Consider the following 24,482-nt stretch of genomic DNA (forward strand, 5'->3'; position numbering starts at 1 on the left):
TCCAGCTTGGGGCGGCCCGGCGCTGGATTCAAGGCCCCCGCGCTCCGCCGCTGACGCGGGTCGCTGCCGCCAACCCCGTCATGCCCGCGCAGGCGGGCATCCAGGCGGCTGCAGCCACCGGGTCGCTGGCTATACCAGCCCGTTGCGGATGGCGTACACCGTGAGTTCGGCGTTGTTCGACAGGTGCAGCTTCTCCAGCACCCGGGCCCGGTAGACGCTGACCGTCTTGGGACTGAGCATCAGTTCTTCAGCGATGTCCGAGAGCTTCTTGCCCGAGGCGATCTTCTGCAGCGTCTGCAGCTCGCGCTCGGACAGGCTGGCGTGCAGTTCCTGGTCTTCCGGGGCGTTGAGGCTGTCGACCAGCATTTCCGCCACCGCCGGCGTCACGTACTTGCGGCCCTGGTTGATCGTGCGGATGGCCGCGATCAGCTCCTGCGGCTCGCTGGCCTTGTTCAGGTAGCCGCGCGCGCCGGCGCGCAGGCAGCGGATGGCGTACTGGTCCTCGGGGTACATCGAAACCACCAGCACCTTCACCGACGAACCCTCCTCGCGCAGCGCGGTGAGCACCTCCAGCCCGCCCCGACCCGGCATGTTCAGGTCCAGCACCAGCACATCGGTGGGCACGCGGCGCATGATTTCGCGCAACTCCGGATAGCTACCGGCTTCGCCCACCACCTGAATGTCCACGGCCTCCGCGATGGTGTCGCGAATGCCGCGCCGCACCATGGCGTGGTCGTCACACAACGTGACACGGATCATGCGTTGCCTTCCTTGATCTGCATAGGTTCTTCTTCCGAATCGTCTTCGCCGGTCACAGCGCGGGCCTCGGGCGTCAGGGGCACCGACAGGATGACCGACGTGCCGCGCGGGCCGGAGCTGACGTCGAGCCAGCCATCCACCTTGTGCGCACGCTCATGCAAGCCCAGCAGCCCGAAGGATTTGGCCTTGCGCCGCTCCTGCTCGGTCATGCCGCGGCCGTTGTCGCTCACCTCCAGCGTCAGCACCCCTTCGCGGTCGCTGAGGTCGATCTCCACACTGCTGGCCATCGCGTGTTTGGCGACATTGGTCAGCGCCTCCTGCGCCGTCCGGTAGGCCACGAGCTGCACGTCGCGCGGCACGTCCAGGGTTTCCGAAGACGTGCGCACGCCCACCCGCAGGCCCGTGCGCCGCTCGAAATTCGTGCCCAGCCACTGCACCGCCGCCACCAGCCCCTGGTCGAGGATGGGTGGGCGCAGGTTCATCATGATGCGCTGGCTGGCTTCCAGCGCGTGGCGCAGCATCTCCAGCGCCGTGTCCATGTGCTGCTTGAGATCCGGATCGGTGGTGCGCCGCGCCACCCACGACAGGTCCAGCCGCACGGCCGCCAGCGCGCCGCCGATGTCGTCGTGGATCTCGCGTGCGATGTCGGCACGCTCGCGTTCGATGCTGGTCTGCAAGTGTTCCGCCAGCTCGCCCAGGCGGCGCTGCGATGCCGCCAGTTCGGCGTCGGAGCGGGTGCGGGCCTGCCGCGCGCGGCTGACCTCGATGGCCCGCTCGATCACGTGGGCCAGGCGGGTCATGTTGTCCTTGAGCAGGTAATCGCTGATGCCGCGGTGCATGGCCTCCACCGCCGCGGCCTCGCCGATCGCGCCGGACAGCACCACGAAAGGCAGCGGCTGCGCGCGCTGGCGCACCAGTTCCCAGGCGTCGAGGCCGGTAAAACCCGGCAGGTGGTAGTCGGCCAGCACGATGTCGTGGTGGCCGTGGTCGAGTTCGCGCTCGAAATCGGGCAGGGTATCCACCAGGGTCAGCTCGCAGGCCACGTGGCTGCGCTGCAGCGCGAACTTCACCAGCGCGTGGTCGACACGGGAATCCTCCAGGTGCAGGATGCGGATGACGTGGGCAGTCTGGAATTCCGGCAAAGCACTCATGGACATGGGCATCGAGGCGACCAGTGGCGCTGTTCGGCGCAAAAAGGTGCTGAATTTGCGGTGTTATTAGCCGATATAGGCGTCAGGGGATGCCGAAAATTGTAAGTGCGCAAGGCTCCGGCCCCCAGCCCTTCATCGAGTGCCACCCATGGAACAGCCTCCGAACCAGCCCACCCTGGCCCTGCCCGTGCAGGCCGTGGCCGATCTCCAGGATGCCCTGCTCATGGCCATGACCGACCTGCAGCGGCTTGAAGGCCTGCTCGACCACGCCACCGGCAATCTGCTGGAACGCTTCAGTACCGCCAACCGGGCCCTGGCGCAACTGGCCCGCCACGACGACCAGGAGTTGCAGCAGATTCGCCAGACCCTGCACCAGGCGGTGACCGAATTGCAGTTTCACGACATGGCCACCCAGTTGATCACCCACACCGGCAAGGTGCTGCAAGGCTGCGCCTGGCGGCTGGCCGACGAGGCGATGGAACCGGAAGAGGACGAAATCCCCCTGTGCCTCAACCCGATGCCCGACCGCCCCAGCCCGGTCACCCAGGGCGAGATGGACGCCGGCTCCGTGGAGCTGTTTTAAAGGCCCGGGCAGCGGCTGCCGATAAGTACGGAATACGGAGTACACCATGCGATCGATTCTTGCCGTCGACGATTCGGCTTCCATGCGGAAGATGGTTTCGTTCACGCTCACCGGCGCCGGTTTTCACGTCGTGGAGGCGGTTGACGGACAGGATGCCCTGGAAAAGGCCCAGACCCACGCCATCGACCTGGTGCTGACCGACCAGAACATGCCCCGCCTGGACGGTCTGGGGCTGACACGCAAGCTGCGTGAACAGCCGAAGTTCCAGTCCACCCCCATCCTCATCCTGACCACCGAATCGAGCGACCAGATGAAACAGGCGGGCCGCGCCGCCGGTGCCACCGGCTGGCTGGTCAAGCCGTTCGATCCGGGCCGCCTGATCGAGGTCATTCACAAAGTCATCCGATGACGCACCGGCACCGGTAGCAGGAGACACCCATGGGTGACATGATGAACGAGAGCCAAAACCTGGGCGGCAACATCGACCTGACCCAGTTCTACCAAATCTTCTTCGAAGAGGCGGGCGAAAACCTGGAGCAGATGGAGCAGATGCTCCTGGCGCTCAACCTGGAGGCCGCCGACGACGAAGAGCTCAACGCAATCTTCCGCTGCGCGCACTCCATCAAGGGCGGCGCGGCCACGTTCGGCTTTGCCGACGTCGCCGAGCTCACGCACCGCATGGAGTCCCTGCTGGACAAATTGCGGCGCCACGAGTTGCAGCCCACGGCCCCCATGGTGGACGTGCTGCTCGAATCCTCCGACGCGCTCAAGCTGCTGCTGGCCCGCCACGCGGGGCAGGCGGTGGACCCGCCGGCCACCGCCTCGCTGGTCGACCGCATCTACGCCCTCACCCACGCCGAAGGCACCGCGGCGCCTGCCCCGGCCGCGGTGGTGGCCGCGCCACCACCGGCGCCCGTGGCGGCCCCCGAACCACCGCCCCCGGCCGCTGCACCGGCACCCGCCGGCCAGCGGCGCCTGCGCATCGACATCGGGCCGCTGGACAACCTGGCACTGGCCGACGGCATTGCCGAACTGTTCCGCGACATCGAAGGCCTGGGCACGATCGAGCCGCAGACCGGTGGCAAAGAACGGCACCGCGTGTTTCTGGTGACCACGACGTCGAGCGACAGCGACCTGCTGGACCTGTTCACCTTCCACGTCAGCCGCGAACAGATCCGCCTCACCGACCTGGCCACCACCGCCGCCCCGGCCCCCAGCCCCGAGCCAGCCGCCGCCGCTGCGGCCGACTTCGGCTTTTTCGACGGCGCGCCCGGCCTGCCGGCGGCGCCCGCGAGCGAACCGCCGGCGGTCGCCGCCCCGGCGCCCGTCGAAGCCACCCCGGCACCGGTCGCCCCCGCCCGTCAGGCGGCCAAAGCCACTGCGCCCAGTGCGGCAGCGCCGGAATCGAGCACGCTGCGCGTGTCGGTGAGCAAGGTCGACCAGCTCATCAACCTGGTGGGCGAACTGGTCATCACCCAGGCCATGCTCGCGCAGAAGAGCCGCGAACTGGACGTGAGCGCCAACCAGCCCCTGCTGGCCGGCCTGGCCGACCTGGACCGCAACACCCGCGACCTGCAGGAAGCGGTGATGTCGATCCGCATGATCCCGATGTCGGTGGTGTTCAGCCGCTTCCCGCGCATGTTGCGCGACCTGGCCGGCAAGCTGGGCAAGAAGGTCGAGCTGATCACGCATGGCGAAGCCACCGAGCTGGACAAGGGCCTGATCGAGAAGATCACCGATCCGCTCACGCACCTGATCCGCAACAGCTGCGACCACGGTATCGAAATGCCCGAAGAGCGCCTGGCCAAGGGCAAGACCGAACACGGCACCATCACGCTGTCGGCCTCGCACCAGGGCGGCAGCATCCTGATCGAAGTGCGCGACGACGGCAAGGGCCTTTCGCGCGAAAAACTGCTGAAGAAAGCGCGCGAAAAAGGCATGGACGCTCCCGACACCCTCAGCGATGCCGAGGTGTGGAACCTGATCATGGCGCCCGGTTTCTCCACCGCCGAGGTGGTGACCGACGTCTCGGGCCGCGGCGTCGGCATGGACGTGGTCAAGAAGAACATCGCCTCGCTGGGTGGCACGGTGGAAATCGATTCCGCCGAAGGCTACGGCATGAGCGTCAAGGTGCGGCTGCCGCTGACCCTGGCCATCATGGACGGCATGAGCGTGCGCGTCGGCCAGGAAACCTACATCCTGCCGCTGTCGTCGGTGATCGAGTCCTTCCAGGTCCAGCCGGGGCACATCAACACCGTGGCCCAGGGCGCGCGCCTGGTGAAGGTGCGCGAGGAATACATGCCGGTGATCGCGCTGGAGCAGGTGTTCGACGTGCCCCGCTTCGACGATGACGCGCCGTCCACTCCGATCATGGTCGTGGTCGAGGCCGAGGGCTCGCGCGCCGGCATGCTGGTCGACGAACTGCTCGGCCAGCAGCAGGTGGTCATCAAGAACCTCGAAACCAACTACCGCAAAGTGCCCAACGTCTCGGGCGCCACCATCCTCGGCGATGGCCATGTGGCGCTCATTCTGGACACCTCGGGTCTTGTCAGGCGTTCGCGTCACTGATCATGAAACCCCATGCGGCGGCAACGCACTCGCCAGGCCGGACCGGCGTCGCCGGGGGTCTGGCCTTGCCGGACGACGGCGGCCCCGTGGCCGAAGGCCGCGAGTTCGTGTGGTCGAACGCGGACTTCAACCGCATCAAGGCGCTGATCTACCAAAAGGCCGGCATCAGCCTGCACGATGGCAAACACGCCATGGTCTACAGCCGCGTCTCGCGCCGGCTGCGGGAAACCGGCCACAACAGCTTTCGCGACTACCTCGATGTGCTCGAACGCAGCGACGGTCCGGAGTGGCAGGAATTCATCAACGCGCTGACCACCAACCTCACCTCGTTCTTCCGCGAACAGCACCACTTCGACATCCTGGCGCAGTTGCTGGCCTCGCGCCGCCAGCAGCCCTGGCGCATCTGGTGCGCCGCCGCATCCACCGGGGAAGAGCCGTATTCGATCGCGATCACGGCCGCCGAGGCTCTGGGCATGGGTGGGCAGTTCCAGGTGGTGTGCAGCGACATCGACACCAAGGTGCTGGCAACCGCCGCCAAGGGCATCTACCGGCTCGACGGCGTCAAGGGGCTGAGCCAGGAGCGGCTGCAGCGGTTTTTCATGCGCGGCAGGGGCGCCAACGAAGGGCTGTTCCGGGTCAAGCCCGACCTGCAGAAACACGTGGAGTTCCGCGTCATCAACCTCATCGAAGAGCTGCCGCTGCGCGACGCCTTCGACGTGGTGTTCTGCCGCAACGTGATGATCTATTTCGATGGCCCGACCCAGCGGCAGGTGCTCGAACGCATCCACCGGGTGATGAAGCCCGGGGGCATGCTGTTCGTCGGCCACGCCGAGAACTTCAGCGATGCACGGCTGCTGTTCAGCCTGCGCGGAAAGACGGTGTATGAACGCCTATGAATCCACGCTGCCCGGGCACTCTCCGGCGGTTGCTGGCGTGTCGGCCCGCAGCAGCCTCGAAGCCCTGAAGGCACGCCCGCGCAAGCCGGGCGAAGCCTCGTTCTTCTATCACGACCACCATTTCAAGCACGACGCGGTCAAGGTGCTGCCCGGCGAGTACTACGTCACCAGCGACGACCTGCTGATCATGACCGTGCTCGGCTCGTGCATCGCCGCCTGCATCTGGGACCCGCGCGTGCGCGTGGGTGGCATGAACCATTTCATGCTGCCCGAAGGCGGCGCCGACACCTCCGGCCGCTACGGCTCCTACGCGATGGAACTGCTCATCAACGAAATGATGAAGCTCGGCGCCCGGCGCGAACACATGCAGGCCAAGGTCTTCGGCGGCGGGCAGGTGATGCACAGCTTCACCACGATGAACGTGGGTGAGCGCAACACGCAGTTCGTGCTCGACTACCTCAAGACCGAGCGCATTGCCATCGTTTCCAAGGATGTGCTGGACATCTACCCGCGCAAGGTCTGCTACTTCCCGGCCACCGGCAAGGCGATGGTCAAGCGCCTGGCGCATTCGCATCCCGAAACGCTGGAATCCCAGGAACACCGCGGCAATGCGGCTGTGGTGGTCACGGCCACGGCCGGCGGCTCGGTGGATCTGTTCTGAGGGAGACAACAATGACCCGAATCCGTGTGGTGGTGGTGGACGACTCGGCCCTGGTGCGCAGCCTGCTGTCGGAAATCATCAACCGACAGAGCGACATGCAGTGCGTGGGCGCGGCCAGCGATCCGCTGGTGGCGCGCGAAATGATCCGCGAGCTCAACCCCGACGTGATCACGCTCGACGTGGAAATGCCCCGCATGGACGGGCTGGAGTTTCTCTCGCGCCTGATGCGGCTGCGCCCGATGCCGGTGGTGATGGTCTCCACCCTGACCGAGCAGGGCGCCGACATCACGCTGCGTGCGCTCGAAATGGGCGCCGTGGACTACGTGGCCAAGCCGCGCATCGGCATCGCCAGCGGGCTCAACGAACTGGCCACCGACATCGTCGACAAGATCCGCATCGCCGCCAGCGCCCACGTCAAGCGCCTGGCGGCTCCACACGGCACACCGGCCGCTGCAGGCCACGTCGAGGCTGGCGTGCCCGAAGTGCCGCGCGGGCCGCTGCCGCGCCTGTCGACCGAAAAAGTCATCTGCATCGGGGCGTCCACCGGCGGCACCGAAGCCATCCGCGAGGTGCTGACCCCGATGCCGGCCGACTCGCCGGCCATCGTCATCACCCAGCACATGCCGCCCGGCTTCACCACCAGCTTCGCGGCGCGCCTGAACAGCCTGTGTCGCATCCGGGTGGCCGAAGCCCGCGACGGCGAGCGCATCCTGCCCGGCCACGCCTACATCGCACCCGGTGGCCGCCACCTGCGCATCGACCGCAGCGGCTCCAACTATGTCGCCGTGCTCGACGACACCGAACCGGTCAACCGCCACCGGCCCTCGGTGGAAATGCTCTTCCGCTCGGCCGCCCGCGTGCTCGGCCCCAACGCGCTGGGCGTGATGCTCACGGGCATGGGGGCCGACGGTGCGCAGGCGATGCGCGAAATGAAGGACGCCGGCAGCTACAACTACGTGCAGGACGAAGCCAGCTGCGTGGTCTTCGGCATGCCCCGCATGGCCATCCAGTTCGGCGCGGCGCACGAAGTGCTGCCCCTCAAACAGATTGCCCCGGCCCTGTTGAACCGCCTCGCCACCAGCCCCGGCAGCGTGCGCCACCGGATCTGACCCCTCACCCCACCCACTCCGCGGAGTCCCCATGAAAACCCGTCGCCAATTCGGCCATGCCGTCGTGCTGGCCTGCCTGTCGCTGTTCGCCCTCTCGGCCTGGTCGCTGGATGCGCCCCAGGAGCGCATCGTGCTCACCGTCACCGGCAAGATCACCGAGAAAAACACCCCCGACAGCGCCCGCTTCGACATGAAGATGATCGAAGCCCTGCCCCAGCACACCTTCACCACCCGCACGCCCTGGTACGACCAGCCCGTGACCTTCACCGGTCCCCTGCTGTCGGACGTGCTGGCAGCCGTGAAGGCATCGGGCACCACGCTCTCGGCCACCGCGATCAACGACTACCGCATCAGCATCCCGCTCGCAGACGCCGCCCAGCACGGCGTCATCATGGCGCGGCTGCTCAACGGCAAGCCCATACCGGTGCGCGAAAAGGGCCCGCTGTTCATCGTCTACCCCTTCGACAGCAAAGCCGAACTGCGCACCTCGGTCTACTACGAGCGCTCGATCTGGCAGCTCAAGGCACTGGACGTGCAGTGATGTGGCCCTCCACCAACCTGGCCCAATGGGAGCGTCGCCACTGGGCCCTGGTGATCCTGGCGCTGCTGGCGGTGACGCTCACGCCGCTGGGCTGGATCCAGTGGCGCCAGGTGCGCCTGCTCGACAACGTCGCCAGCAACCAGGTCGACTCCATCATGTGGCAGGCCTACCAGCTCGAACGCGAGCTCTCGCGCCTGGATGACGCGGTGCACAGCGCCGAGGTCGAGCCGGAAGCCGCCGATGCCGACAACCTGGCCGAACGCTACGAGATCTTCCTCAGCCGCATCGACCTGCTGACCAAGATTCCCCGGCACGACCTGATCGAAGGCACCTCCACGTATGCGGATGCCAGGCAGCGGCTGACCGACTTCACGACGATGGTCGAGCCCCTGTTTGCCGATCCGCATGCCCTGCTGAAAGACCCCGAAGCACTCGCGCGCGTGGACAACGCCATCGACAGCCTGCTGCCGGTGCTGGCCGAGCTCACCCGCGACGCCAACCGCGCCGTGGCCCGGTTCGTCGACGAACGCAACGCCCAGTTGCAGCAACAGAGCTACCTGCTGATCGGGCTGGCGACGGTGCAGGCGCTCGGCCTGCTGGCCTTTGTCGCCCTGCTGGTGCGCCACATCCGCAAGCAGCAGCGCCAGTACGCCCGGCTCAAGAAGCTCAGCCGCGAACTGACCGAGGCGCGCGACCAGGCCGAGGCCGCCAACCGCGGCAAGAGCGTTTTTCTGGCCAACATGAGCCACGAAATCCGCACCCCCTTCCAGGGGCTGCTGGGCATGCTCAACCTGCTGGGCGACGCCCAGTTGACCAGCCAGCAGCGCGACTACCTGCAAACCGCCCGCGATTCGGCCGAACACCTGCTGGGCGTGCTCAACGACATCCTCGACGTCTCCACCATGGAGTCGGGCACGCTCAAGCTGTCGGCCGCACCGGTGCACCTGCCCACCGTGGTGCAGGAAGTGAACGACCTGATGCAGGTGGCCGCACGCGACAAGGGGCTCGACTTGAACGCCCACTGCGCCCCCGACCTGCCGGCCTGGGTGCAGGCCGATGCCACGCGCCTGCGGCAGATCCTGTTCAACCTGATCGGCAACGCCATCAAGTTCACGCCGCAGGGCCACATCATGGTGGAGGTGGCCCGCGCACCGCGCCTGCCCGACGGGGTGGCCATCACCGTGCGCGATACCGGCATGGGGATGGACCGCGAGACGCTGGAGCGGCTGTTCACACGCTTCTACCAGGCCGACAACTCGCTGCGCCGCCGCATCGGCGGCACCGGCCTGGGCCTGGAAATCTCGCGCAACCTGGCCCGCATGATGGGGGGCGACATCCAGGTCAGCAGCCAGCAGGGTATGGGCTCGGTGTTCACGGTCACGCTCAGCCTGCCGCTGGCCGAGGCGCCGCCCGAGAGCGCGACGGCGCCGATCGACCCCAGCCACAGCCGCCGCCTGCGGTTGCTCGTGGCCGAGGACCACCCGATCAACCTGAAGTACATGAGCATCCTGCTGGAGAAGATGGGGCACGAGGCCACCTTCTGCGAAAACGGCCAGGAAGCGCTACAACTGCTGGCGCGCGAAACCTTCGACGCGGTGCTGCTCGACTACCACATGCCCGTGCTCGACGGCATGGCCACCACCGAAGCCATCCGCCAGATGGACGGGCCGGCTTCGCAGATCAAGGTGATCCTGGTCACGGCCGACGTCGTCAACGACACCCGAAAACGGGCGCTGGAAGTCGGCGTCAACGAGTTCACGAGCAAACCGCTGCAGGCGCAGGACCTCGAAGCGGCCCTGGCCCGCTGCGGCCTGCTCGACCCGCCCGAACAGTCGGTGCCGGGGCTGGTGGTGCAACGGGTTTCAGGGCATTCCCCGCTGTCGAGCTACGAGCTGCCCATGCGGCTGCCCGACCCGGCTTCGTCGCTGATCGGCACCGTGCTTGACACGGAGTCGTACACCGAAGTGCTCTCGATGATGCCCGACGACTCGCTGCACGAGATGCTCGACACGCTGTTCGCGCCACCCGAAGGCACGGTGCACAAGCTGCTGCAGGCGCTGGCCGACAAGGACCGCGAAGTCGCCGGGCACGAAGCCCATCAGCTCAAGGGCACGTCGCTGCTGCTCGGGTTCAAGGCGCTGGCGACCATCGCCGCCCGCATCGAACTGCTGGCCAAGGGCAGCGATCCCCTGACCGCCGACCTGCCCGAACAGGTGCTGCGCGACATGGACCGGACCCAACAGGCGCTGCAACAGTTCGAAAGCCAGGGCACCGCCGCCCGCCCATCCACGGCCTGAGCCCCCTCCTTCCGTCCCACGGACGGGTCGGGGCCAGCTCAGGGTACAAAAAAACCGGGCCAAGGCCCGGTGCAGTTGGGGGGGAGAGCGCCCGGCCCGTCAGGCCCGTTCGCTGAGCAGGCTGCCCGATTCGGGCAGCGGACGCGCCGCATTGCCCCGTTCGTCATAGGCGGCCGGCGAGCCATCTCCCGCCACCGACTGGGCCCCCACACTTTCGGCCTTGGCGGCCAGCGGATCGCCAGACGAAAACGGCAGCGGAATCTGGGCCTGCAAGGGCGTGGCCGCAGCGCTGGCCTTGTTCGCGATGGCGGCGCGGGCCACCTGGGTGGCCGCCACGACCGACAGGTCCGGCGCGGTGTCGGTTGCCAGCGAGGAGCGGGCCTCCAACTGCGCTTCCAGCACCGGGTCCACGACCGCCGCGCTGGCCAGCCAGACCGACGACACCATTTCCTGGGGCAGCGGATACGTGCTCACGGTACTGGCGGTGCTCTCGCGGGCGCTGTCGGTGCCGGCGCCACCGCTCTGCTCGTCAGCGGCCTCCTGCTGCGACTGGCCTTGCCCATCCTGCGGCTTCTGCCGCGGCAGCAAGGGCGCCGGCTCGGGCAGATAGGTCTCGGCCCTGGCGGCCTGCTCGCCGCCGTCGCGCGGGTGCGCCGGTTCGGCCACCGCGGCGGTGGCAGGGCGGTCGCGGGCCGGGCCGTTGCCCGTGCGTGCGTCTCCCGTCGACCGCTGGTCGGGCTGCACCGACCGCACCGGCGTCACGGCGCCCACAGGCGCAGCCGACGAGGGCTGGGCAGCACTCGTCGCCGGCGTCCAGGCAAAAGAGGGCGAAGAAGCGATGTTCAACATGGCAATCCCCTGACTCGAAGGCGGCGCGGGAGGGGAGATTCCCGCAGTTCTATCGAGTTTTCGGCCTGAATTCGCCAGACTTGAGGGGTTTTTGCCCAGCTTTTTCGCGCATCAGCCTGCACCGATAGGGTGCAGGCCGACAGACAAACGACCCCGGTTCAGGCGTCGGCGAAGGTTTTTTCGTGCATCCAGGCCGCGTGTTTGGGCGCGCGCTTGGTCTGTGACCATTCGTTGAGCATGTCCCATTTCACCGCGTCGAGCTTTTGCATCATCTCGGGCGTGGCGGTGTTGGCGGCCAGTTCCAGGCGGTGGCCGTTGGGGTCGAAGAAATAGATCGACTTGAAGATGGTGTGGTCGGTCACGCCCACCACCGGAATGCCGGCCGCTTCCAGGCGGGCCTTGGTGGCTTCCAGTTCGGCCACGGTGTCGACCTCCAGCGCGATGTGCTGCACCCAGTCGGGGGTGTTCGGGTCCTTGCCCATTTCGGGCGAGTTCGGCAGTTCGAAGAACGCCAGAACGTTGCCGCCGCCAGCATCCATGAACAGGTGCATGTACGGGTCCGGCGCCTTGGTCGAGGGCACAGCATCCTCGGCAATGGCCAGCACGAAGTTCATGCCCAGGTGCTTCTGGTACCACTCGACCGTGGTCTTGGCATCCTTGCAGCGGTAGGCGACGTGGTGAATCTTGCGGATGTTCATGAAGATCTCCTTCGGGGGATGGGTCAGACGCCTTCGCGGGCCAGCCGCAGGGCGTCTTTGAGCACGGTGATGTCGCCCACCTGGTTGGCCAACAGCAGGATCAGCTTGGCGTTGAGCATCTGGCTCTGCGCGTCGCTGAGGTCGCGGTGGGTGTCGATCAGCGCTTCGTAGAAGTCGTCGCCGGGCGTGAAATCGCGGAAATAGCGCTGGCCGGGTTCGGCGAGGTTGGGTTGCAGTTGCAGGGTCATGGCCGACCTCCGCAGAGCCGCCTCAAGGCGGGCGAGCCCCCTTGGGGGGCAGAGAGCATAGCGAACGTGGGGGTCATCATGGGTCTCCTCGACGGGGTTCAGGCGGCGACCATTTCGGCCTTCGGCGCCGTGGCGGGCTGGGTCTGCTGGGCCGTGGCACGGGCCAGCGCGGCGCGCACGGCGGCCAGGTCGGCGCGGCGCCAGCGGGCGGCCACGTGCTGGTCGGGGCGGACCAGATAGGTGGTGCCCGGGCGGGCGTCGTAGCGCTGGGCGAACAGACCGCCCGGGTCCTGCAGCACGGTGAAACCGGCGGCACTGCCGCCGTGCGGCGTGATCAGCACGGTCTCGACCGGCACCGGCCCGGCGGCCAGCGCCGTGGCCTGGGCGCGCAGCGCCGGTTCCAACTGGCCCGGATCGTCGACAAAGGCCAGCAGCACGAAGCGGTTGCCCAGTTGGTCGAGCAGCCAGGCGTCCCGCCCCGCCACGCGCACCGGGGCATCGTCCATCGGGGCGCCGGGCACCATCTGGCCCTCGAAGGCGTCGACGTCGGCCGTGTTCAGCGCCGACTGCACCAGGAAGGCCGGCACCGAGAGGCGGCCGGAGTTGACCAGCTTGCGGGCGAAGGGCTGGCTGCGCGCCAGCTCCAGCGCCGCGTTGCGGAACAGCTTGCTGACCGCGCTCTTGGGCGTGATGAAGTCGGTCGAGCGGGTGGAGTTGCGGATGTTCTCGTCGGCCGCGTAGGTGCGGTCGGCGTCGTAGGTGTCCAGCAGCGCGTCGGGCGCCTGGCCCTTCATCACCAGCGCCAGCTTCCAGAGCAGGTCGTCGGTGTCCTGGAAGCCGGAGTTGGCACCGCGCGCACCGAAGGGCGAGACCTGGTGCGCCGCGTCGCCCACGAACAGCAGGCGGCCGTGCCGGAAGCTCTTCATGCGGCGGCACTGGAAGGTGTAGATGCTGGCCCATTCCAACTCGAACTCGCGGTCGTCGCCGAGCATGGCCTGGACGCGCGGGATGATCTTCTCGGGCTTCTTCTCTTCTTCCGGGTCGGCGTCCCAGCCGAGCTGGAAGTCGATGCGCCAGACGTTGTCGCTCTGCTTGTGCAGCAGCACCGACTGGTTGGGGTGGAAGGGTGGGTCGAACCAGAACCAGCGCTCGGCCGGGAAGTCGGCCTTCATCACCACGTCGGCGATCAGGAAGCGGTCCTTGAACACATGGCCGTCGATGTCCAGGCCGAGCTGGCGCCGCACGTTGGAGCGCGCGCCGTCGGCCACGATCAGCCAGTCGGCATCGATCTCGAAGTGGCCGTCCGGCGTTTCGACGCTGACGCGCGCGCCCTCTTCCAGCGGCTGCACACCCGCCACCTTGTACTTCCAGCGCAGGTCGGCGCCGAGTTCGGTGGCGCGGTGCACCAGCGCCTCTTCGAGGTGGTACTGCTGCAGGTTGATCATGCCGGGGCGCTTGTGGCCGGCGTCGGGCACGAGGTTGAAGCGGTAGACCTCTTCCTCGCGCAGAAAGGTGCGGCCCACGTTCCAGCTCACGCCCTTGTCGACGACGGTGTCGCCCACGCCCAGGCGGTCGAGGATTTCCAGCGCCCGCTTGGCGTAACACACGGCGCGCGAGCCGAAAGACACGCTGTCTTCTTCGTCGAACAGCAGCACGTCCAGCCCCTGCAAGCGCGCGTCGATGGCGGCGGCCAGGCCGACCGGGCCGGCACCGATGATCACCAGGGGCTTGCGTTGCGGGGCACCGGCCATCAGGTCAGTGGGGGCGCGGTAGGGAAAGGTGGGGTAGCTGTACGTGCCCATGGGCTTGTCTCCTGGAAAGTTCACGCTGGGTCCGGACTGTAGCCGATAATTCTTCATGCGTAAATACGTTTCACTATTCGTAATCACAAACTGCGCAACCACCAAAAAAAACCCGCTGCACCTTGCGGTGCAACGGGTTCGGTTCCCCAGAGGGCCAGGCGGGTCAGTCGACCGTGTCCTCCGGCCTGGCTCCGACCACCGTCACCGGCACAGGGCTGGTCTGCAGCAGGGCCTGCGACACCGAGCCCAGCACAGCGGCACGCAGCGCCCCGTGCCCCTGGGCCCCGAGCACGATCAGGTGGCAGTCGTGCGCTTCCACCAGTTCAACCAGCGCCTGCGCCGGGTCGCCGGAAACCACCACCGATTCCACCGCCATCCCTGCGGCCTGCAGCAACTGCACCACGGGCCGCATGAGGTCGCGCCCGGCCGCTTCGCTCACCTGCTGCAGCACCACGGGATCGTGCGCCACCACCACTTCGTAGAGATTGGCGGGCGGCTGCACGTTGGCCACCACGAAACGCGCCTTGAGGCCCCAGCCGCAGAGGCGCAAAACGTGGTGCGCCGCCTGCAGCGCCTGGGTCGAGCCGTCGGTGGGAATCAGAATCCGGATCACTCGGTGTATCTCCTGGTCGGTTGGCAAAAAAGCAGAAAACGGGCTCAGTGCGGCCGCTCGTTGAGCACACACCAGTACAGCTCGATGTGTTCGGCCACGTCCATGAACTTGCTGAAGTTCACGGGCTTTTCGATGTAGGAGTTGACCCCGATGTCGTAGGCGGTCTGCAGGTCGCGGTCTTCGCGCGACGAGGTGAGCACCACCACGGGAATGCGGCGGTAGCGCTCGTGCGCCTTGAGCTGGCGCAGCACTTCCAGACCGTTGATCTTGGGCAGGTTGATGTCCAGCAGGATCACGGCCGGCAACTGCTCGCCCGCGTCCCAGCGCGCCATGTAGGCCAGCGCCTCTTCGCCGTCGCGCGCGATCTGGATCATGTTGGTCAGCCGCTTGCGGGTGAAGGCCCGCAGCGTGAGGTCCAGATCCATCGGGTTGTCTTCCACCAGCAGGATGGGGGGGGGGTTCACGGACAGGCTCATTCGGGGAACTCCAGATAAAAGGTGGCGCCGCCTCCAAGACGGCTCTCGGCCCACACCCGGCCTCCCATGCGGTCGACCGCCTTGGCCACCAGGGCCAGACCCACCCCGGTGCCGGGGTAATCCTCCGCGCGCTGCAGGCGCTGGAAGATGCCGAAGATGCGGTCGTGGTACTTCATGTCGAAACCGACACCATTGTCCTGAACCCAGAGGATACGCCGACCAGGCTCGCTGCGGGACCCAATCTGCACCTGCGGGGGCCGGCTTTCCCGGCTGAACTTGAGCGCGTTGCCAATCAGGTTGCGCAGCACCACGGCCATGCCTTCGCGGTCCACGCCCAGCGTCATCGGTGCCAGCGCCAGCGTCACCTGGGCGCCATGCCGTTCGACGTCACCGGCAAAACCTTCCAGCACCCGCTCCAGCAAGGGCTGCAGGTCGACGTCGTGGCGCTCCATGGTGCGGCGCTCCATGCGGGAATAGTCCAGCAGGTCGCTGATGAGTTCGCCCATGAGCTGCACGCCGCGGCGGATGCGTCCCAGGAACTGCATGCCCTCTTCGCCGAGCTGGGCGCCGTACTCCTCTTCGAGCAACTGGCTGTAGCCATCGATGCCGCGCAAGGGCGCCTTCAGGTCGTGGGAGACGGTGTAGGAAAACGCCTCCAGTTCGCGGTTCGCCTCGCTCAACTGCTGGGTGCGTTCGTTCACCCGCTGCTCCAACCCCTGATTGATCTCGCGCAGCTTCTCTTCGGCCTGCACCGAATCGGTGATGTCGAGCAGCGTGCCGATGTAGCGCGGCGGCAGGCCTTCGGCGGAGCGGTCGATGCGGCGTGCCGTGCGGCGCAGCCAGCGCACCGGCCCGTGATCCGGGTGGGTGCGGAAGACCAGGTCGCGCGCCTCGCCCCCGCAGCGCAACTGCGCCATGTCGGCCGCCACCATGGCCTGGTCGTCCGGGTGCAGGCGGGTGAGGTACTCCTCGTCCGAAGGCGGGCGGTCGGCCGGCGCCAGCCCCAGGTTGCAGAACAGCTGCGCCGACACGGTCAGCCGCTGCGTCTGTGCGTCGGCGGCCCAACTGCCCAGCAGCGACACGCTTTCGGCCTGCTCCAGCATGTCCTTGAGTTCCAGCACGGCCTGCGCGGCCAGCGTGCGCTCGGTCACGTCCATCGCGGTACCGAACAGGCGCACGGCGCGGCCATCGCTGTCGCGCTCGGTGCGCACACGCTGTTCCAGATAGCGGGTGCCCTGGTCCGTGACGATGCGGTGCACCAGCAGCAACTGGCCGGCATTGGGTGCGCGCAGTTCGGCCGCCAGCGCTCGCCGCACGCGCTTGGCGTCGGCCGGGTGCACCACGTTCAGCGCGGCCTCGGCTGTCGGCCGCACAGCCCCCGGCAGGAAACCCAGCATCTCGTACAGCACCGGTGACCAGGTCAGCTCCCGGCTGGCCACGTCCATGCTCCAATTGCCCAGGCGTGCCACGTCCTGGGCTTCGGCCAGCAGCACGCGCTGTTCGTGCAGGGCCTTCTCGGCCGCCTTGCGCTCGGTCATGTCGCGCAGAAGCGACCACAGGAACTGCGGCCGGCCGTCGGCTTCGCGGTGCACCATGATCAATTGCGACATGGGCACTTCGCGGCCCTGCGCGTCCAGTACCGCCGTCTCGCCCAGCCAGCGACCGTCCCGCAAGGCGGTGGGAATGCCCTCTTCCTGGACGCGCCGGGCCGCCCACGGGGGGTGCACGTTCACGATGGAGTCGTCCAGCGGATCGCCCGGCTTCAGCCCCAGCAGTTCGTAGCCGGCGCGGTTGAAATAGAACACCCGCCCCTGCGGATCGGCCATGCTGACGATGTCCGAGGTGTTCTCCATCACCGACGCGAGGCGGTCCCGTTCGCGCCGGGCTTCCACCAGCTCCGTGACGTCCTGCACCGTGCCGAAAGCGCGGATGCTGCCATGGGCCTCGCGCGTCGCCGCTCCCTGGAGCCGCAGAAATTTGATGGCCCCGCTGGGCAGGCTGATTCGGTACTGCACCTCAAAGCCCTGGGCATGCAACACCGCACCGCGGTAGGCCTCGGCCACGCGGTCGCGGTCTTCGGGGTGAACCAGGCGGATCAGATCCCCGGCGGTCGGGATGTGGGCCTGCGGGTCGAGTTCGTGGATGCGGTAGACCTCTTCGGACCACAGCAACTCGGGGCCGGGCTCGCTGAACGACCAGTTCCCCAGGCGGCTCAGGCGCTGCGCATCCACCAGCAGCGCCTGGCTGTTGCGCAGCGCCACTTCGGCCGCCTTGCGTTCGGTGACGTCCTGGATGGTGGTGAACAGTTGCCGCAGTTGGCCGTCGGCATGACGCACTGCCCGCACGTCCATGAAGGCGTGCACCATGCGACCGTCCTTGCGCACAAAGCGTTTTTCCATCTGGTAGCCCTCGCGCACCCCGGCCACCAGGTCGTTGAAAAGCTCGACGTTGCGCTCCAGGTCGCCCGGCGGCGTCATCTCCGCCCAGGTGCGCACCAGCAGTTCCTCCCGCTCGTAACCCAGGATTTCGCAGAGGCGGTCGTTCACCCGCAGCCAGCGTTTGTCGGCGGGCGACGACACGGCCATGCCAATGAACGGCAGGTCGTAGAAGTGCCGCAGTTCCTCGGCCTGCTCCAGCTGCGCGCGCTGCTGGGCCTCCAGCCGGCGCGCCATGCGGTCGACTGCCGCGGAAATCTGCGCCAGTTCGTCGCGCCCGGTCAGGGCGGTCCGCACCGACAGGTCGCCGGCGCCGATGGCTTCCAGCGCCGCCACCAGTTGCTGCGCGCGCCGGAACCACAGCAGGTGCAGCAGCAGGGCCAGCAACACCGCTGCGGCCAGAATCAAGACCGCCTCACGCGCCACTTCACCGCGGATTTCGCTGCGGCGGCTGGCCAGCGTGTTGGCGGGGTCGACCCGGACCACCAGACGGTAGCCCTCGGTCAGGGGCACCAGACCCGCCAGGCGGGGCGCATTGGGCACCTGGTCCACCTCCACGGAGCGGGGTTGCGGACGTTCGGTCAAGGCCTGCAAATCCGCCGCAGCCGAGCCCAGCACCTGGGCAATCTGGCGCCCGATGTCGGCCCGCGACAGCGACGCTTCCACCACCCCATCGGCGCCAACCAGATAAGCCCGGTCCATGCCACGGTACAACGCCAGTGAGGCCACCTGGTGCCGCAACTGGATGGGATCGTCATTGCCCAGCCGCACGTCCAGCAACGCCTGTTCGATGCCCAGGCGCCCGCGCAGATCGCTGGCCACCCCCTGCAGCACCCGCTGCTCCATCGCCCCCACCTGGTAGCCATAGCGCAAGCCGACGCTGACCAGTGCCACCACCAGCAGCAGCAACGGCACCAGCCGCCGCGCCGGTACATTGAGCAAGGCGTTCCAAAGTTTCATGGCGCCCCCCCCATGGCGGATCGGCTCACCTGCAGCGCCGGCGCGGGCGCCAACAGGTGATCCCAGACCGGAACATGGTGCAACAGACGCAAGCCACGCAGCGTTTCGACCAGCTTCCCGGCCTGCAGCGCCTCGGCCGGCCCTCGCCCCCCCAACAGCCCGAGCGACTCGCCGGGCGTGTAGAACCTCAGGCCGGACAGCGTGGCCTGGTAGTCTGCCTCCGACAGCGCCACACCGGGCGCCAGCAACTCGGCGGCTTTGGCCGGATCGGCCTGAAACTCTTGCAAGCCGCGCTGCCAACCCGCCACAAGAGCCTGCACCTGCTCGGGCCGCTGGTTCAGTGTTGCGGCCCGGACCACCAGCACATCGATGATCTCGCCCGGCATCTGGCGGCTGTCGAACATCGGCCAGAAACCCGCCGCCCGCATGTGGCGCGCCAGCGGCTCATGGCTGACCGCCACCGTCACCCGGCCGTCGCGCAGCGCGGCCAGGTGCTGAGACGACTCCAGCGGCACGACCAGAACGTCCGACAGCGTCAGGCCCGCCGACTGCAGCAGACGGTGCAGCATCAGCGCGCCCACGGTGCTCGACTCGACGGCGATGCGCTGCCCCCGCAACTGGGTCGGACGCTCGATGGACGGGCTGGCCAGCACCACATCGGCCCCATGCGACGTGCTGAGGAATTCGACGATGCGCAGGTCTTCACCCTGCTCGACCTGGCGCAGCGTTTCGTCCAGGGTCAGCGCCGCGCCTTCCAGCAAGCCGTTGTGCAGGTGGCGCAGCGTCTCCGACACCGAAGCCAGTTCAATCACCTTGACCCGGCGCACATCGAGCCATTGACGCTCCCGCGCCAGCACCAGCGGGTCGTACCCGACCCAGGAATTGAGGCCGATCTTCAGCGCCGGCGGGGTGCGGAAGTCGCAGGCTGGCAGCCCCGCTATCACCATGGCAGACAGCGACAGGCGGCGCAGCCAGGTGCGGCGTGACAACGGCGGCTGGGCAACGGCTGCGGACGCGTCCCTGCACGCGCCTCGCACCCCGGGTCTTGGGGGCATGGCTGGGTTCCTGATGGTTTGGTTTCATTTTGTCATCAACCGTGACAAACACCACAGAGTGATGTGGTTCCGGCCCGTACCTTGGCACCAAATGCCAACACCCCGGAGACGCCAGCCCCCAAAGCCCGTGCCTGCGCCCGTTCGCAAGCAGACCGGTCGAACCCGACGCTTTTTTTTGGCGACACTCGGAGCATGCGCAAAAAACCCCAGACCGGATTCCCATGCGCCCACCACGGCGAATGGCACCATGCACGGCGGAAAGGCCTCGGCGCCCCGTTGCCCGACGACGCCTGGGCATCGGACGGCATCGAGCGGTACCAGGGAGCGCGCCACACGGTTGCCGGCGCCGATATCGTGTCGGCCGATGAGGTGAGCGTGAGGGAACAGAAAACAAGTCGCGCCTCGTCGCCGACTTCGCCGCACGGCTGGACAACCGGCCCCTTCACGCGCTCGACGCCACGGATGCGTCCACCTACATGGCCCCCGAGCGGGTCGAACTGCTGGCGCAGTCGGTACGCCCGGTGCTCGGCCTCGATGCCCAGGAAGACTGAATGACCGAACGCTTGTTCCATGCGGGGGTGGGTGCGATAACAGGTGCGGCCTGGGGCATCCTGAACGGTACGACCGCGCGGCAGTCGTCGGGACGGCTCCCCCTGAAAACCAGCCGGCGCTGTCTGCGCAGCGTCTTGCTGCTGGGTGCCGGAACCGGCATCGCCCTGTTGGCCGGTTTTCGGCTCCTTTGAAACGCCTACCCTTGAACGACCTCACCGCTACCGCCCCTGCCCGTGCCACCGCCCGTGAATGGTGGGGCCTGGCCGTGATCGCCCTGCCCTGCCTGGTCTACGCCATGGACCTGACGGTGCTCAACCTCGCCGTGCCGGCGCTGAGCCGCGCGCTGGCACCCAGCGCCTCGCAACTGCTGTGGATCATCGACATCTACGGCTTTCTGGTAGCGGGCTGCCTGATCACCATGGGCACGCTGGGCGACCGCATCGGGCGGCGCCGCCTGCTGCTCGCCGGCGCGGCCTTCTTTGCCGTGGCTTCGGTGCTGGCCGCGTTCGCGCGCACGCCGGCCGAACTGATCGCGCTGCGCGCGCTGCTGGGCATGGCCGGGGCCACGCTGGCGCCGTCCACGCTCTCGCTGATCCGCAACATGTTCCACGACGAGACGCAGCGCCAGTTCGCCATCGGCGTGTGGATCACCGCGTTTTCGGTCGGCAGCGCCATCGGCCCGCTGGTGGGCGGCTGGCTGCTGGAGCACTTCTGGTGGGGGTCGGTGTTTCTGCCCGCGGTGCCGGTGATGGTGCTGCTGCTGGTGCTGGGCCCACGCCTGCTGCCCGAATACCGCGATCAAAACGCCGGCCGCATCGACCTGCCCAGCGTGCTGCTTTCGCTGGCCGCCGTGCTGGGGTTGATCTATGCCGTCAAGGCCATGGCCGAACACGGGCCCAGCCTGCCACGGCTGGCGCTGCTGCTGGCCGGGCTGGGGGTCGGCGCCGTGTTCCTGCGCCGCCAGCGGCAGATTCCGTACCCGCTGCTCGAACTGCGGCTGTTCGCCATCCCCGCCTTCCGCACCGCCATCGTGGCCTACGCGCTGTCGTGCCTGGCCATGTTCGGCATCTACATCTTCATCGCGCAGTTTCTGCAGATGGTGTTGATGCTCAGCCCCTTGCAGGCCGGCTGGGCCACGGTGCCCTGGGCACTGGGATTCGTGGTGGGCTCGCTGGTGCTGGCGCCGCGCCTGGCCAGCCGCTACGGGCCCGGGCCGGTCATGGTGGGGGGCCTGGCCGCTGCCTCGGCCGGCATGCTCGCCATGGCGGCCGCCGACGGCCCGGCCGCGCTGTGGGTGCTGGTGGGCGGCATGATCGTCATCAGCCTGGGCATGGCGCCGGTGTTCGCCATCGGCACCGAACAGATCATCACCTCGGCGCCGCCCGAGCGCGCGGGCGCGGCCTCGTCCATCGCCGAAACCGCGTCGGAATTCAGCGGTGCGCTGGGCATCGCGCTGTTCGGCAGCGCGGGCACGCTGATCTACCGCCACCAGTTGGCGCAGAGCGGGCTCGGCGGGCTGCCGCCCGAAGCCCTGGCCACCCTCGGTGGCGCGCTGCAGGCGGCCGAGCATCTGCCCGCAGAAACCGCCCGCGCCCTGGTGCCTGCGGCGCAGGCCGCCTTCACCGACGCGCTGCAGTTCACCGCCCTGGCCGGCGCGGCCCTGGTGCTGCTGGCCAGCCTGCTGGCGGCGCGCATGCAGCGCCGGCCCACACCAGCCAATTGAGCAGACAATCGCACCACCATGTCCGCCCCACTCCGCCTGATCTGTCTCTGCGCCGAATGGTGCGGCACCTGCCGCGACTGGCGGCCGGTCTTCGATGATCTGGCCCGCCGCCACCCCGACGTGGCCCTGCACTGGGTGGACATCGAAGACGATGCCGAACTGCTCGACGATTCCCCGCTCGATGTACAGACCTTCCCCACCGTGCTGATCGCCGCCGGCGACATGGTGCTGTTCTGCGGTCCGGTCAAACCCTTCGCGACCGAAGTGGAGCGGCTGCTGCGGGCGGTTTCCCAGCCCACAGGGCAGAGCAGCTATCCGCCGCTGTCATCGCTGCTGCCCCATTGGCGCGCCTGAACCTCAGGCGCCGATGGCCGATCGGCGCAGTTCGCCGGGCGTCACCCCGAAGCGCCCTTTGAACTTGCGAGAAAAGTGCGCGGGATCGGAAAAACCCGCTTCGTAGCACAGCGTCCGGATCGGCAACGCCGCCCTGCGGGGATCGATCAGCCAGCGCCGAGCGAGGTCCAGACGGCCCTCGAAAATCGCTCCCTCCAGCGTCATGCCACTGTCCCGGAAAACCGCGTGGAGGTACGACAAAGACACACCGCAGGCCCGTGCAACGCCTTGAGGCGACAGGTCCGGGTCGCGCGCATGGGCGCGGATATGGCGCAGCGCACGCTCCCGGTGATGGGTTCGCGCATGCGACTGCATTTCGGCGGCGTCATCCGGCACCCGCGCCAGAAACAGCGCCAGCATGTCCAGCAACTGCTGAGTCCAGCGGTGGTACTCGTGATCCCCCCAGGACGCGACGCCCACCGCCAGGTGCGCAGCGAATGAGCGAACCATGTCCACACTGGCCGATGCCCCGAAGCAGGCATTGAGGTCCAAGAAGGGCGGCAGCGACCCCGCGCGCTCGCGCAGCAAGGTGGCCGGAAATGCCACACTTTCCGTGCGGTACTCGTGGCCCAGTTGGGTGCGATAGGCCACCGCGTGGTTGAACAGATAGGCTTTGCCCGCCTCCAGCTGGCGCTCCTGGCCCAAGTGCACCACCTGCATGGTGGCCTGCGGCAGCGTCAAGGTCACGAACTCCTCGTTCAAATGCGCCACGTGCACGGGCTGCCGGCTCAGGTTCATGCCGCGGTAACGCATGGCGTGAAACGCCAACGGCCCGCGCCGGGTGGACCGGATGTTCCCCACGGGCATCCGGCCAGCCATCGGTTGCACCTCGATCGGCCCAAAGGTGTCGTGCAGCACCTGTTGCCACCGCTCCAGCCGCTCGCTGGCCGGCAGGGTCGAGATGTCGAGGTCGATGGTGTTCATGGTGTCGCCATTGTCCCGCTTGCCAGAACAGGCTGGCTGAGGGTCAACCCGGTGCGGCGAACCCGTCATTTCGCACCATACGCTGAGTCAACATTCCCCCGCCGCTGAGACAACCGGCCCGGGCGCTGGCTGCCTACGATCCGTCGCACCCGACAGCCGTCGAGTCCCAACGCATCAGGAGACAACCATGCACCGCCGCCTCGCCCTCGCCGCTCTCGGTCTGAGCGCCGCCTTCACCGCCCAGGCCAATCCGGAATTCAAATGGACGCTGGCCTACCTGCCCGTCACCGGCACCACGTACTACGACGTCGCCCAGCAGTTGCCTGAGCGCCTGAGCAAAGCCACGCAGGGACGCCTGCAGGTCACGGCCAACGGCTCGCTGGTGCCCGGCAACCGCTTGCTCGAAGCCGTGCGCGACGGCGATGTGCAGATGTCCCTGGTTCTGAGCGGCTACTACAGCGCGTCCCAACCGCTGTTCACCCTGGTGGCGCTGCCCGGTTATTCGGAGAGCTTCAGCGATCTGGAAAAAATCATGGCCTCCCCCTACGGTGCCGCGGTGCGCGATGTCTTTGCGCGCGACTACAAAGCCCGCGAAGTGCTCTACAGCGCCTTCTGCCCGCAGACCATGTTCTCCACCAAACCGGTGACCAAGGTCGAGGACTGGAATGGCTTGCGCGTGCGGGTGAACAACGCGGGCACGGCCGTGCTGGCCAACGTGCTGGCGGCCAAGCCCGTGTCGCTGTCGGCGGGCGAGGTGCTGCCCGCCCTGCAGCGCGGCGTCATCGACGCCGTGATCACCGACAGTTGCTGGGCCTATGGCGCCGGGTTCTACACCGCCGTGAAATACGCTGCCGGCTGGAAGCTCGGCTCCGTCGTTCCTTGGCACCTGGTGGTCGGCAAAGAAGCCTGGGCCAAGCTGCCCGCCGATCTGCAAAAGACCGTGGCGGCAGAACTGGCCAAGGTTTCTCAGGAATTGCGGGCCGACTATGCCGCCAAGGTGGAGGCTCTGCCCAAGCAATGGGGCGCCAAGGGTGTGACCTCCCAGCCCGTCTCCGACGCCGAGAACCGCAAGGTGCAGGACGCCCGCTACATGGGCCCGGTGCTGGACGCTTGGTACAAGCAGGCCCAGGCGCGCAACGTGGACGCGCGCCAGTGGGAGTCGGTCGCCCGCGAGGCCCTGGGCCGCTGA

General features: G+C 67.7%; 23 protein-coding genes. 12 read left to right on the top strand and 11 right to left on the bottom strand.

The features are described from left to right. Positions 1-129: 129 nt before the first annotated feature. Entirely contained in the window at positions 130-759 is a 630-nt protein-coding gene (locus L0977_RS13390; RefSeq protein ID WP_234265355.1) for a response regulator, read from the bottom strand. Beyond that, positions 756-1,910 carry an ATP-binding response regulator gene (locus L0977_RS13395; RefSeq protein WP_234265356.1) on the bottom strand — a complete coding sequence of 385 codons (1,155 nt, stop codon included), beginning with the start codon at positions 1,908-1,910 and terminating at the stop codon, positions 756-758. Before L0977_RS13395 ends, L0977_RS13390 begins: the two co-directional genes overlap by 4 nt. A gap of 148 nt (positions 1,911-2,058) precedes the next feature. On the opposite strand from L0977_RS13395, the gene L0977_RS13400 reads away from it, so the two are divergent. The 8 genes from L0977_RS13400 to L0977_RS13435 are packed head-to-tail and all read left to right on the top strand — an operon-like array spanning position 2,059 to position 10,565. Next, entirely contained in the window at positions 2,059-2,493 is a 435-nt protein-coding gene (locus tag L0977_RS13400; RefSeq protein ID WP_234265357.1) for a hypothetical protein, read from the top strand. Between the two features lie 46 nt (positions 2,494-2,539). Continuing rightward, positions 2,540-2,902, top strand: coding sequence for a response regulator (locus tag L0977_RS13405; RefSeq protein WP_234265358.1), 363 nt, complete (start codon positions 2,540-2,542; stop codon positions 2,900-2,902). A 29-nt stretch (positions 2,903-2,931) separates the two neighbouring features. Next, a complete protein-coding gene (locus tag L0977_RS13410) occupies positions 2,932-5,061 on the top strand; it encodes a chemotaxis protein CheA (protein WP_234265359.1) in 2,130 nt (709 codons plus the stop codon). Positions 5,062-5,063: 2 nt separating this feature from the next. Continuing rightward, the gene (locus tag L0977_RS13415; RefSeq protein ID WP_234265360.1) at positions 5,064-5,957 is read left to right on the top strand and encodes a CheR family methyltransferase; all 894 of its coding nucleotides are present in this window, start codon (positions 5,064-5,066) and stop codon (positions 5,955-5,957) included. After that, a complete protein-coding gene (gene cheD / locus L0977_RS13420; RefSeq protein WP_234265361.1) occupies positions 5,944-6,618 on the top strand; it encodes a chemoreceptor glutamine deamidase CheD in 675 nt (224 codons plus the stop codon). The genes L0977_RS13415 and cheD overlap by 14 nt, the downstream gene beginning before the upstream one ends. A gap of 11 nt (positions 6,619-6,629) precedes the next feature. Beyond that, on the top strand, positions 6,630-7,727 hold the full coding sequence (locus L0977_RS13425) for a protein-glutamate methylesterase/protein-glutamine glutaminase (RefSeq protein WP_234265362.1): 1,098 nt from the start codon (positions 6,630-6,632) through the stop codon (positions 7,725-7,727). A gap of 31 nt (positions 7,728-7,758) precedes the next feature. Further along, positions 7,759-8,268: a molybdopterin-dependent oxidoreductase gene (locus L0977_RS13430; RefSeq protein WP_234265363.1), complete on the top strand. Its 510-nt coding sequence runs from the start codon at positions 7,759-7,761 to the stop codon at positions 8,266-8,268. Further along, complete coding sequence (locus L0977_RS13435) at positions 8,268-10,565, top strand: ATP-binding protein (RefSeq protein WP_234265364.1); 2,298 nt, start codon at positions 8,268-8,270, stop codon at positions 10,563-10,565. The genes L0977_RS13430 and L0977_RS13435 overlap by 1 nt, the downstream gene beginning before the upstream one ends. A gap of 99 nt (positions 10,566-10,664) precedes the next feature. Here the strand turns inward: L0977_RS13435 and L0977_RS13440 are convergent, their stop codons facing one another. The 8 genes from L0977_RS13440 to L0977_RS13475 form a co-directional block, all read right to left on the bottom strand. Further along, complete coding sequence (locus L0977_RS13440) at positions 10,665-11,414, bottom strand: hypothetical protein (RefSeq protein ID WP_234265365.1); 750 nt, start codon at positions 11,412-11,414, stop codon at positions 10,665-10,667. 158 nt (positions 11,415-11,572) lie between these two features. Next, entirely contained in the window at positions 11,573-12,112 is a 540-nt protein-coding gene (locus L0977_RS13445) for a VOC family protein (RefSeq protein WP_234265366.1), read from the bottom strand. Positions 12,113-12,135: 23 nt separating this feature from the next. After that, the gene (locus tag L0977_RS13450) at positions 12,136-12,360 is read right to left on the bottom strand and encodes a DUF2783 domain-containing protein (protein ID WP_234265367.1); all 225 of its coding nucleotides are present in this window, start codon (positions 12,358-12,360) and stop codon (positions 12,136-12,138) included. Positions 12,361-12,458: 98 nt separating this feature from the next. Next, positions 12,459-14,162 (bottom strand): FAD-dependent oxidoreductase, encoded by a 1,704-nt coding sequence (locus L0977_RS13455; protein WP_234265368.1) that lies wholly within the window; start codon positions 14,160-14,162, stop codon positions 12,459-12,461. A 163-nt stretch (positions 14,163-14,325) separates the two neighbouring features. Beyond that, on the bottom strand, positions 14,326-14,775 hold the full coding sequence (locus L0977_RS13460; RefSeq protein WP_234265369.1) for a universal stress protein: 450 nt from the start codon (positions 14,773-14,775) through the stop codon (positions 14,326-14,328). 44 nt (positions 14,776-14,819) lie between these two features. After that, a complete protein-coding gene (locus L0977_RS13465) occupies positions 14,820-15,239 on the bottom strand; it encodes a response regulator (protein WP_284308813.1) in 420 nt (139 codons plus the stop codon). Positions 15,240-15,247: 8 nt separating this feature from the next. Beyond that, on the bottom strand, positions 15,248-18,646 hold the full coding sequence (locus L0977_RS13470; RefSeq protein ID WP_234265370.1) for a PAS domain-containing protein: 3,399 nt from the start codon (positions 18,644-18,646) through the stop codon (positions 15,248-15,250). Beyond that, a complete protein-coding gene (locus L0977_RS13475; protein ID WP_234265371.1) occupies positions 18,643-19,701 on the bottom strand; it encodes an ABC transporter substrate-binding protein in 1,059 nt (352 codons plus the stop codon). Before L0977_RS13475 ends, L0977_RS13470 begins: the two co-directional genes overlap by 4 nt. 551 nt (positions 19,702-20,252) lie before the next feature. Between L0977_RS13475 and L0977_RS13480 the strand changes: the two genes are divergently transcribed. The 3 genes from L0977_RS13480 to L0977_RS13490 are packed head-to-tail and all read left to right on the top strand — an operon-like array spanning position 20,253 to position 22,330. After that, positions 20,253-20,444, top strand: coding sequence for a hypothetical protein (locus L0977_RS13480; RefSeq protein WP_234265372.1), 192 nt, complete (start codon positions 20,253-20,255; stop codon positions 20,442-20,444). Positions 20,445-20,455: 11 nt separating this feature from the next. Further along, a complete protein-coding gene (locus L0977_RS13485) occupies positions 20,456-21,976 on the top strand; it encodes an MFS transporter (protein ID WP_234265373.1) in 1,521 nt (506 codons plus the stop codon). Between the two features lie 18 nt (positions 21,977-21,994). Then, on the top strand, positions 21,995-22,330 hold the full coding sequence (locus L0977_RS13490; RefSeq protein WP_234265374.1) for a thioredoxin family protein: 336 nt from the start codon (positions 21,995-21,997) through the stop codon (positions 22,328-22,330). A 3-nt stretch (positions 22,331-22,333) separates the two neighbouring features. Here the strand turns inward: L0977_RS13490 and L0977_RS13495 are convergent, their stop codons facing one another. Beyond that, positions 22,334-23,293 carry a helix-turn-helix domain-containing protein gene (locus L0977_RS13495; RefSeq protein ID WP_234265375.1) on the bottom strand — a complete coding sequence of 320 codons (960 nt, stop codon included), beginning with the start codon at positions 23,291-23,293 and terminating at the stop codon, positions 22,334-22,336. 187 nt (positions 23,294-23,480) lie between these two features. Here L0977_RS13495 and dctP point away from each other — a divergent pair, with 187 nt between their 5' ends. Next, on the top strand, positions 23,481-24,482 hold the full coding sequence (gene dctP, locus L0977_RS13500; protein ID WP_234265376.1) for a TRAP transporter substrate-binding protein DctP: 1,002 nt from the start codon (positions 23,481-23,483) through the stop codon (positions 24,480-24,482).

It is taken from the genome of Hydrogenophaga sp. NFH-34 (assembly GCF_021401345.1).
GTDB lineage: Bacteria > Pseudomonadota > Gammaproteobacteria > Burkholderiales > Burkholderiaceae_C > Hydrogenophaga > Hydrogenophaga electricum.

Excerpts from the sequence above, each read along its gene's own strand:
- L0977_RS13480 (WP_234265372.1), top strand. The coding sequence starts at position 20,253 with ATGACCGAACGCTTGTTCCATGCGGGGGTGGGTGCGATAACAGGTGCG.
- L0977_RS13495 (WP_234265375.1), bottom strand. The coding sequence starts at position 23,293 with ATGAACACCATCGACCTCGACATCTCGACCCTGCCGGCCAGCGAGCGG.
- L0977_RS13395 (WP_234265356.1), bottom strand. The coding sequence starts at position 1,910 with ATGAGTGCTTTGCCGGAATTCCAGACTGCCCACGTCATCCGCATCCTG.
- L0977_RS13475 (WP_234265371.1), bottom strand. The coding sequence starts at position 19,701 with ATGCCCCCAAGACCCGGGGTGCGAGGCGCGTGCAGGGACGCGTCCGCA.
- L0977_RS13445 (WP_234265366.1), bottom strand. The coding sequence starts at position 12,112 with ATGAACATCCGCAAGATTCACCACGTCGCCTACCGCTGCAAGGATGCC.
- L0977_RS13430 (WP_234265363.1), top strand. The coding sequence starts at position 7,759 with ATGAAAACCCGTCGCCAATTCGGCCATGCCGTCGTGCTGGCCTGCCTG.
- L0977_RS13435 (WP_234265364.1), top strand. The coding sequence starts at position 8,268 with ATGTGGCCCTCCACCAACCTGGCCCAATGGGAGCGTCGCCACTGGGCC.
- dctP (WP_234265376.1), top strand. The coding sequence starts at position 23,481 with ATGCACCGCCGCCTCGCCCTCGCCGCTCTCGGTCTGAGCGCCGCCTTC.
- L0977_RS13410 (WP_234265359.1), top strand. The coding sequence starts at position 2,932 with ATGGGTGACATGATGAACGAGAGCCAAAACCTGGGCGGCAACATCGAC.
- L0977_RS13490 (WP_234265374.1), top strand. The coding sequence starts at position 21,995 with ATGTCCGCCCCACTCCGCCTGATCTGTCTCTGCGCCGAATGGTGCGGC.
- L0977_RS13440 (WP_234265365.1), bottom strand. The coding sequence starts at position 11,414 with ATGTTGAACATCGCTTCTTCGCCCTCTTTTGCCTGGACGCCGGCGACG.
- L0977_RS13390 (WP_234265355.1), bottom strand. The coding sequence starts at position 759 with ATGATCCGTGTCACGTTGTGTGACGACCACGCCATGGTGCGGCGCGGC.
- L0977_RS13450 (WP_234265367.1), bottom strand. The coding sequence starts at position 12,360 with ATGACCCTGCAACTGCAACCCAACCTCGCCGAACCCGGCCAGCGCTAT.
- L0977_RS13415 (WP_234265360.1), top strand. The coding sequence starts at position 5,064 with ATGAAACCCCATGCGGCGGCAACGCACTCGCCAGGCCGGACCGGCGTC.
- L0977_RS13470 (WP_234265370.1), bottom strand. The coding sequence starts at position 18,646 with ATGAAACTTTGGAACGCCTTGCTCAATGTACCGGCGCGGCGGCTGGTG.
- cheD (WP_234265361.1), top strand. The coding sequence starts at position 5,944 with ATGAACGCCTATGAATCCACGCTGCCCGGGCACTCTCCGGCGGTTGCT.
- L0977_RS13400 (WP_234265357.1), top strand. The coding sequence starts at position 2,059 with ATGGAACAGCCTCCGAACCAGCCCACCCTGGCCCTGCCCGTGCAGGCC.
- L0977_RS13425 (WP_234265362.1), top strand. The coding sequence starts at position 6,630 with ATGACCCGAATCCGTGTGGTGGTGGTGGACGACTCGGCCCTGGTGCGC.
- L0977_RS13405 (WP_234265358.1), top strand. The coding sequence starts at position 2,540 with ATGCGATCGATTCTTGCCGTCGACGATTCGGCTTCCATGCGGAAGATG.
- L0977_RS13455 (WP_234265368.1), bottom strand. The coding sequence starts at position 14,162 with ATGGGCACGTACAGCTACCCCACCTTTCCCTACCGCGCCCCCACTGAC.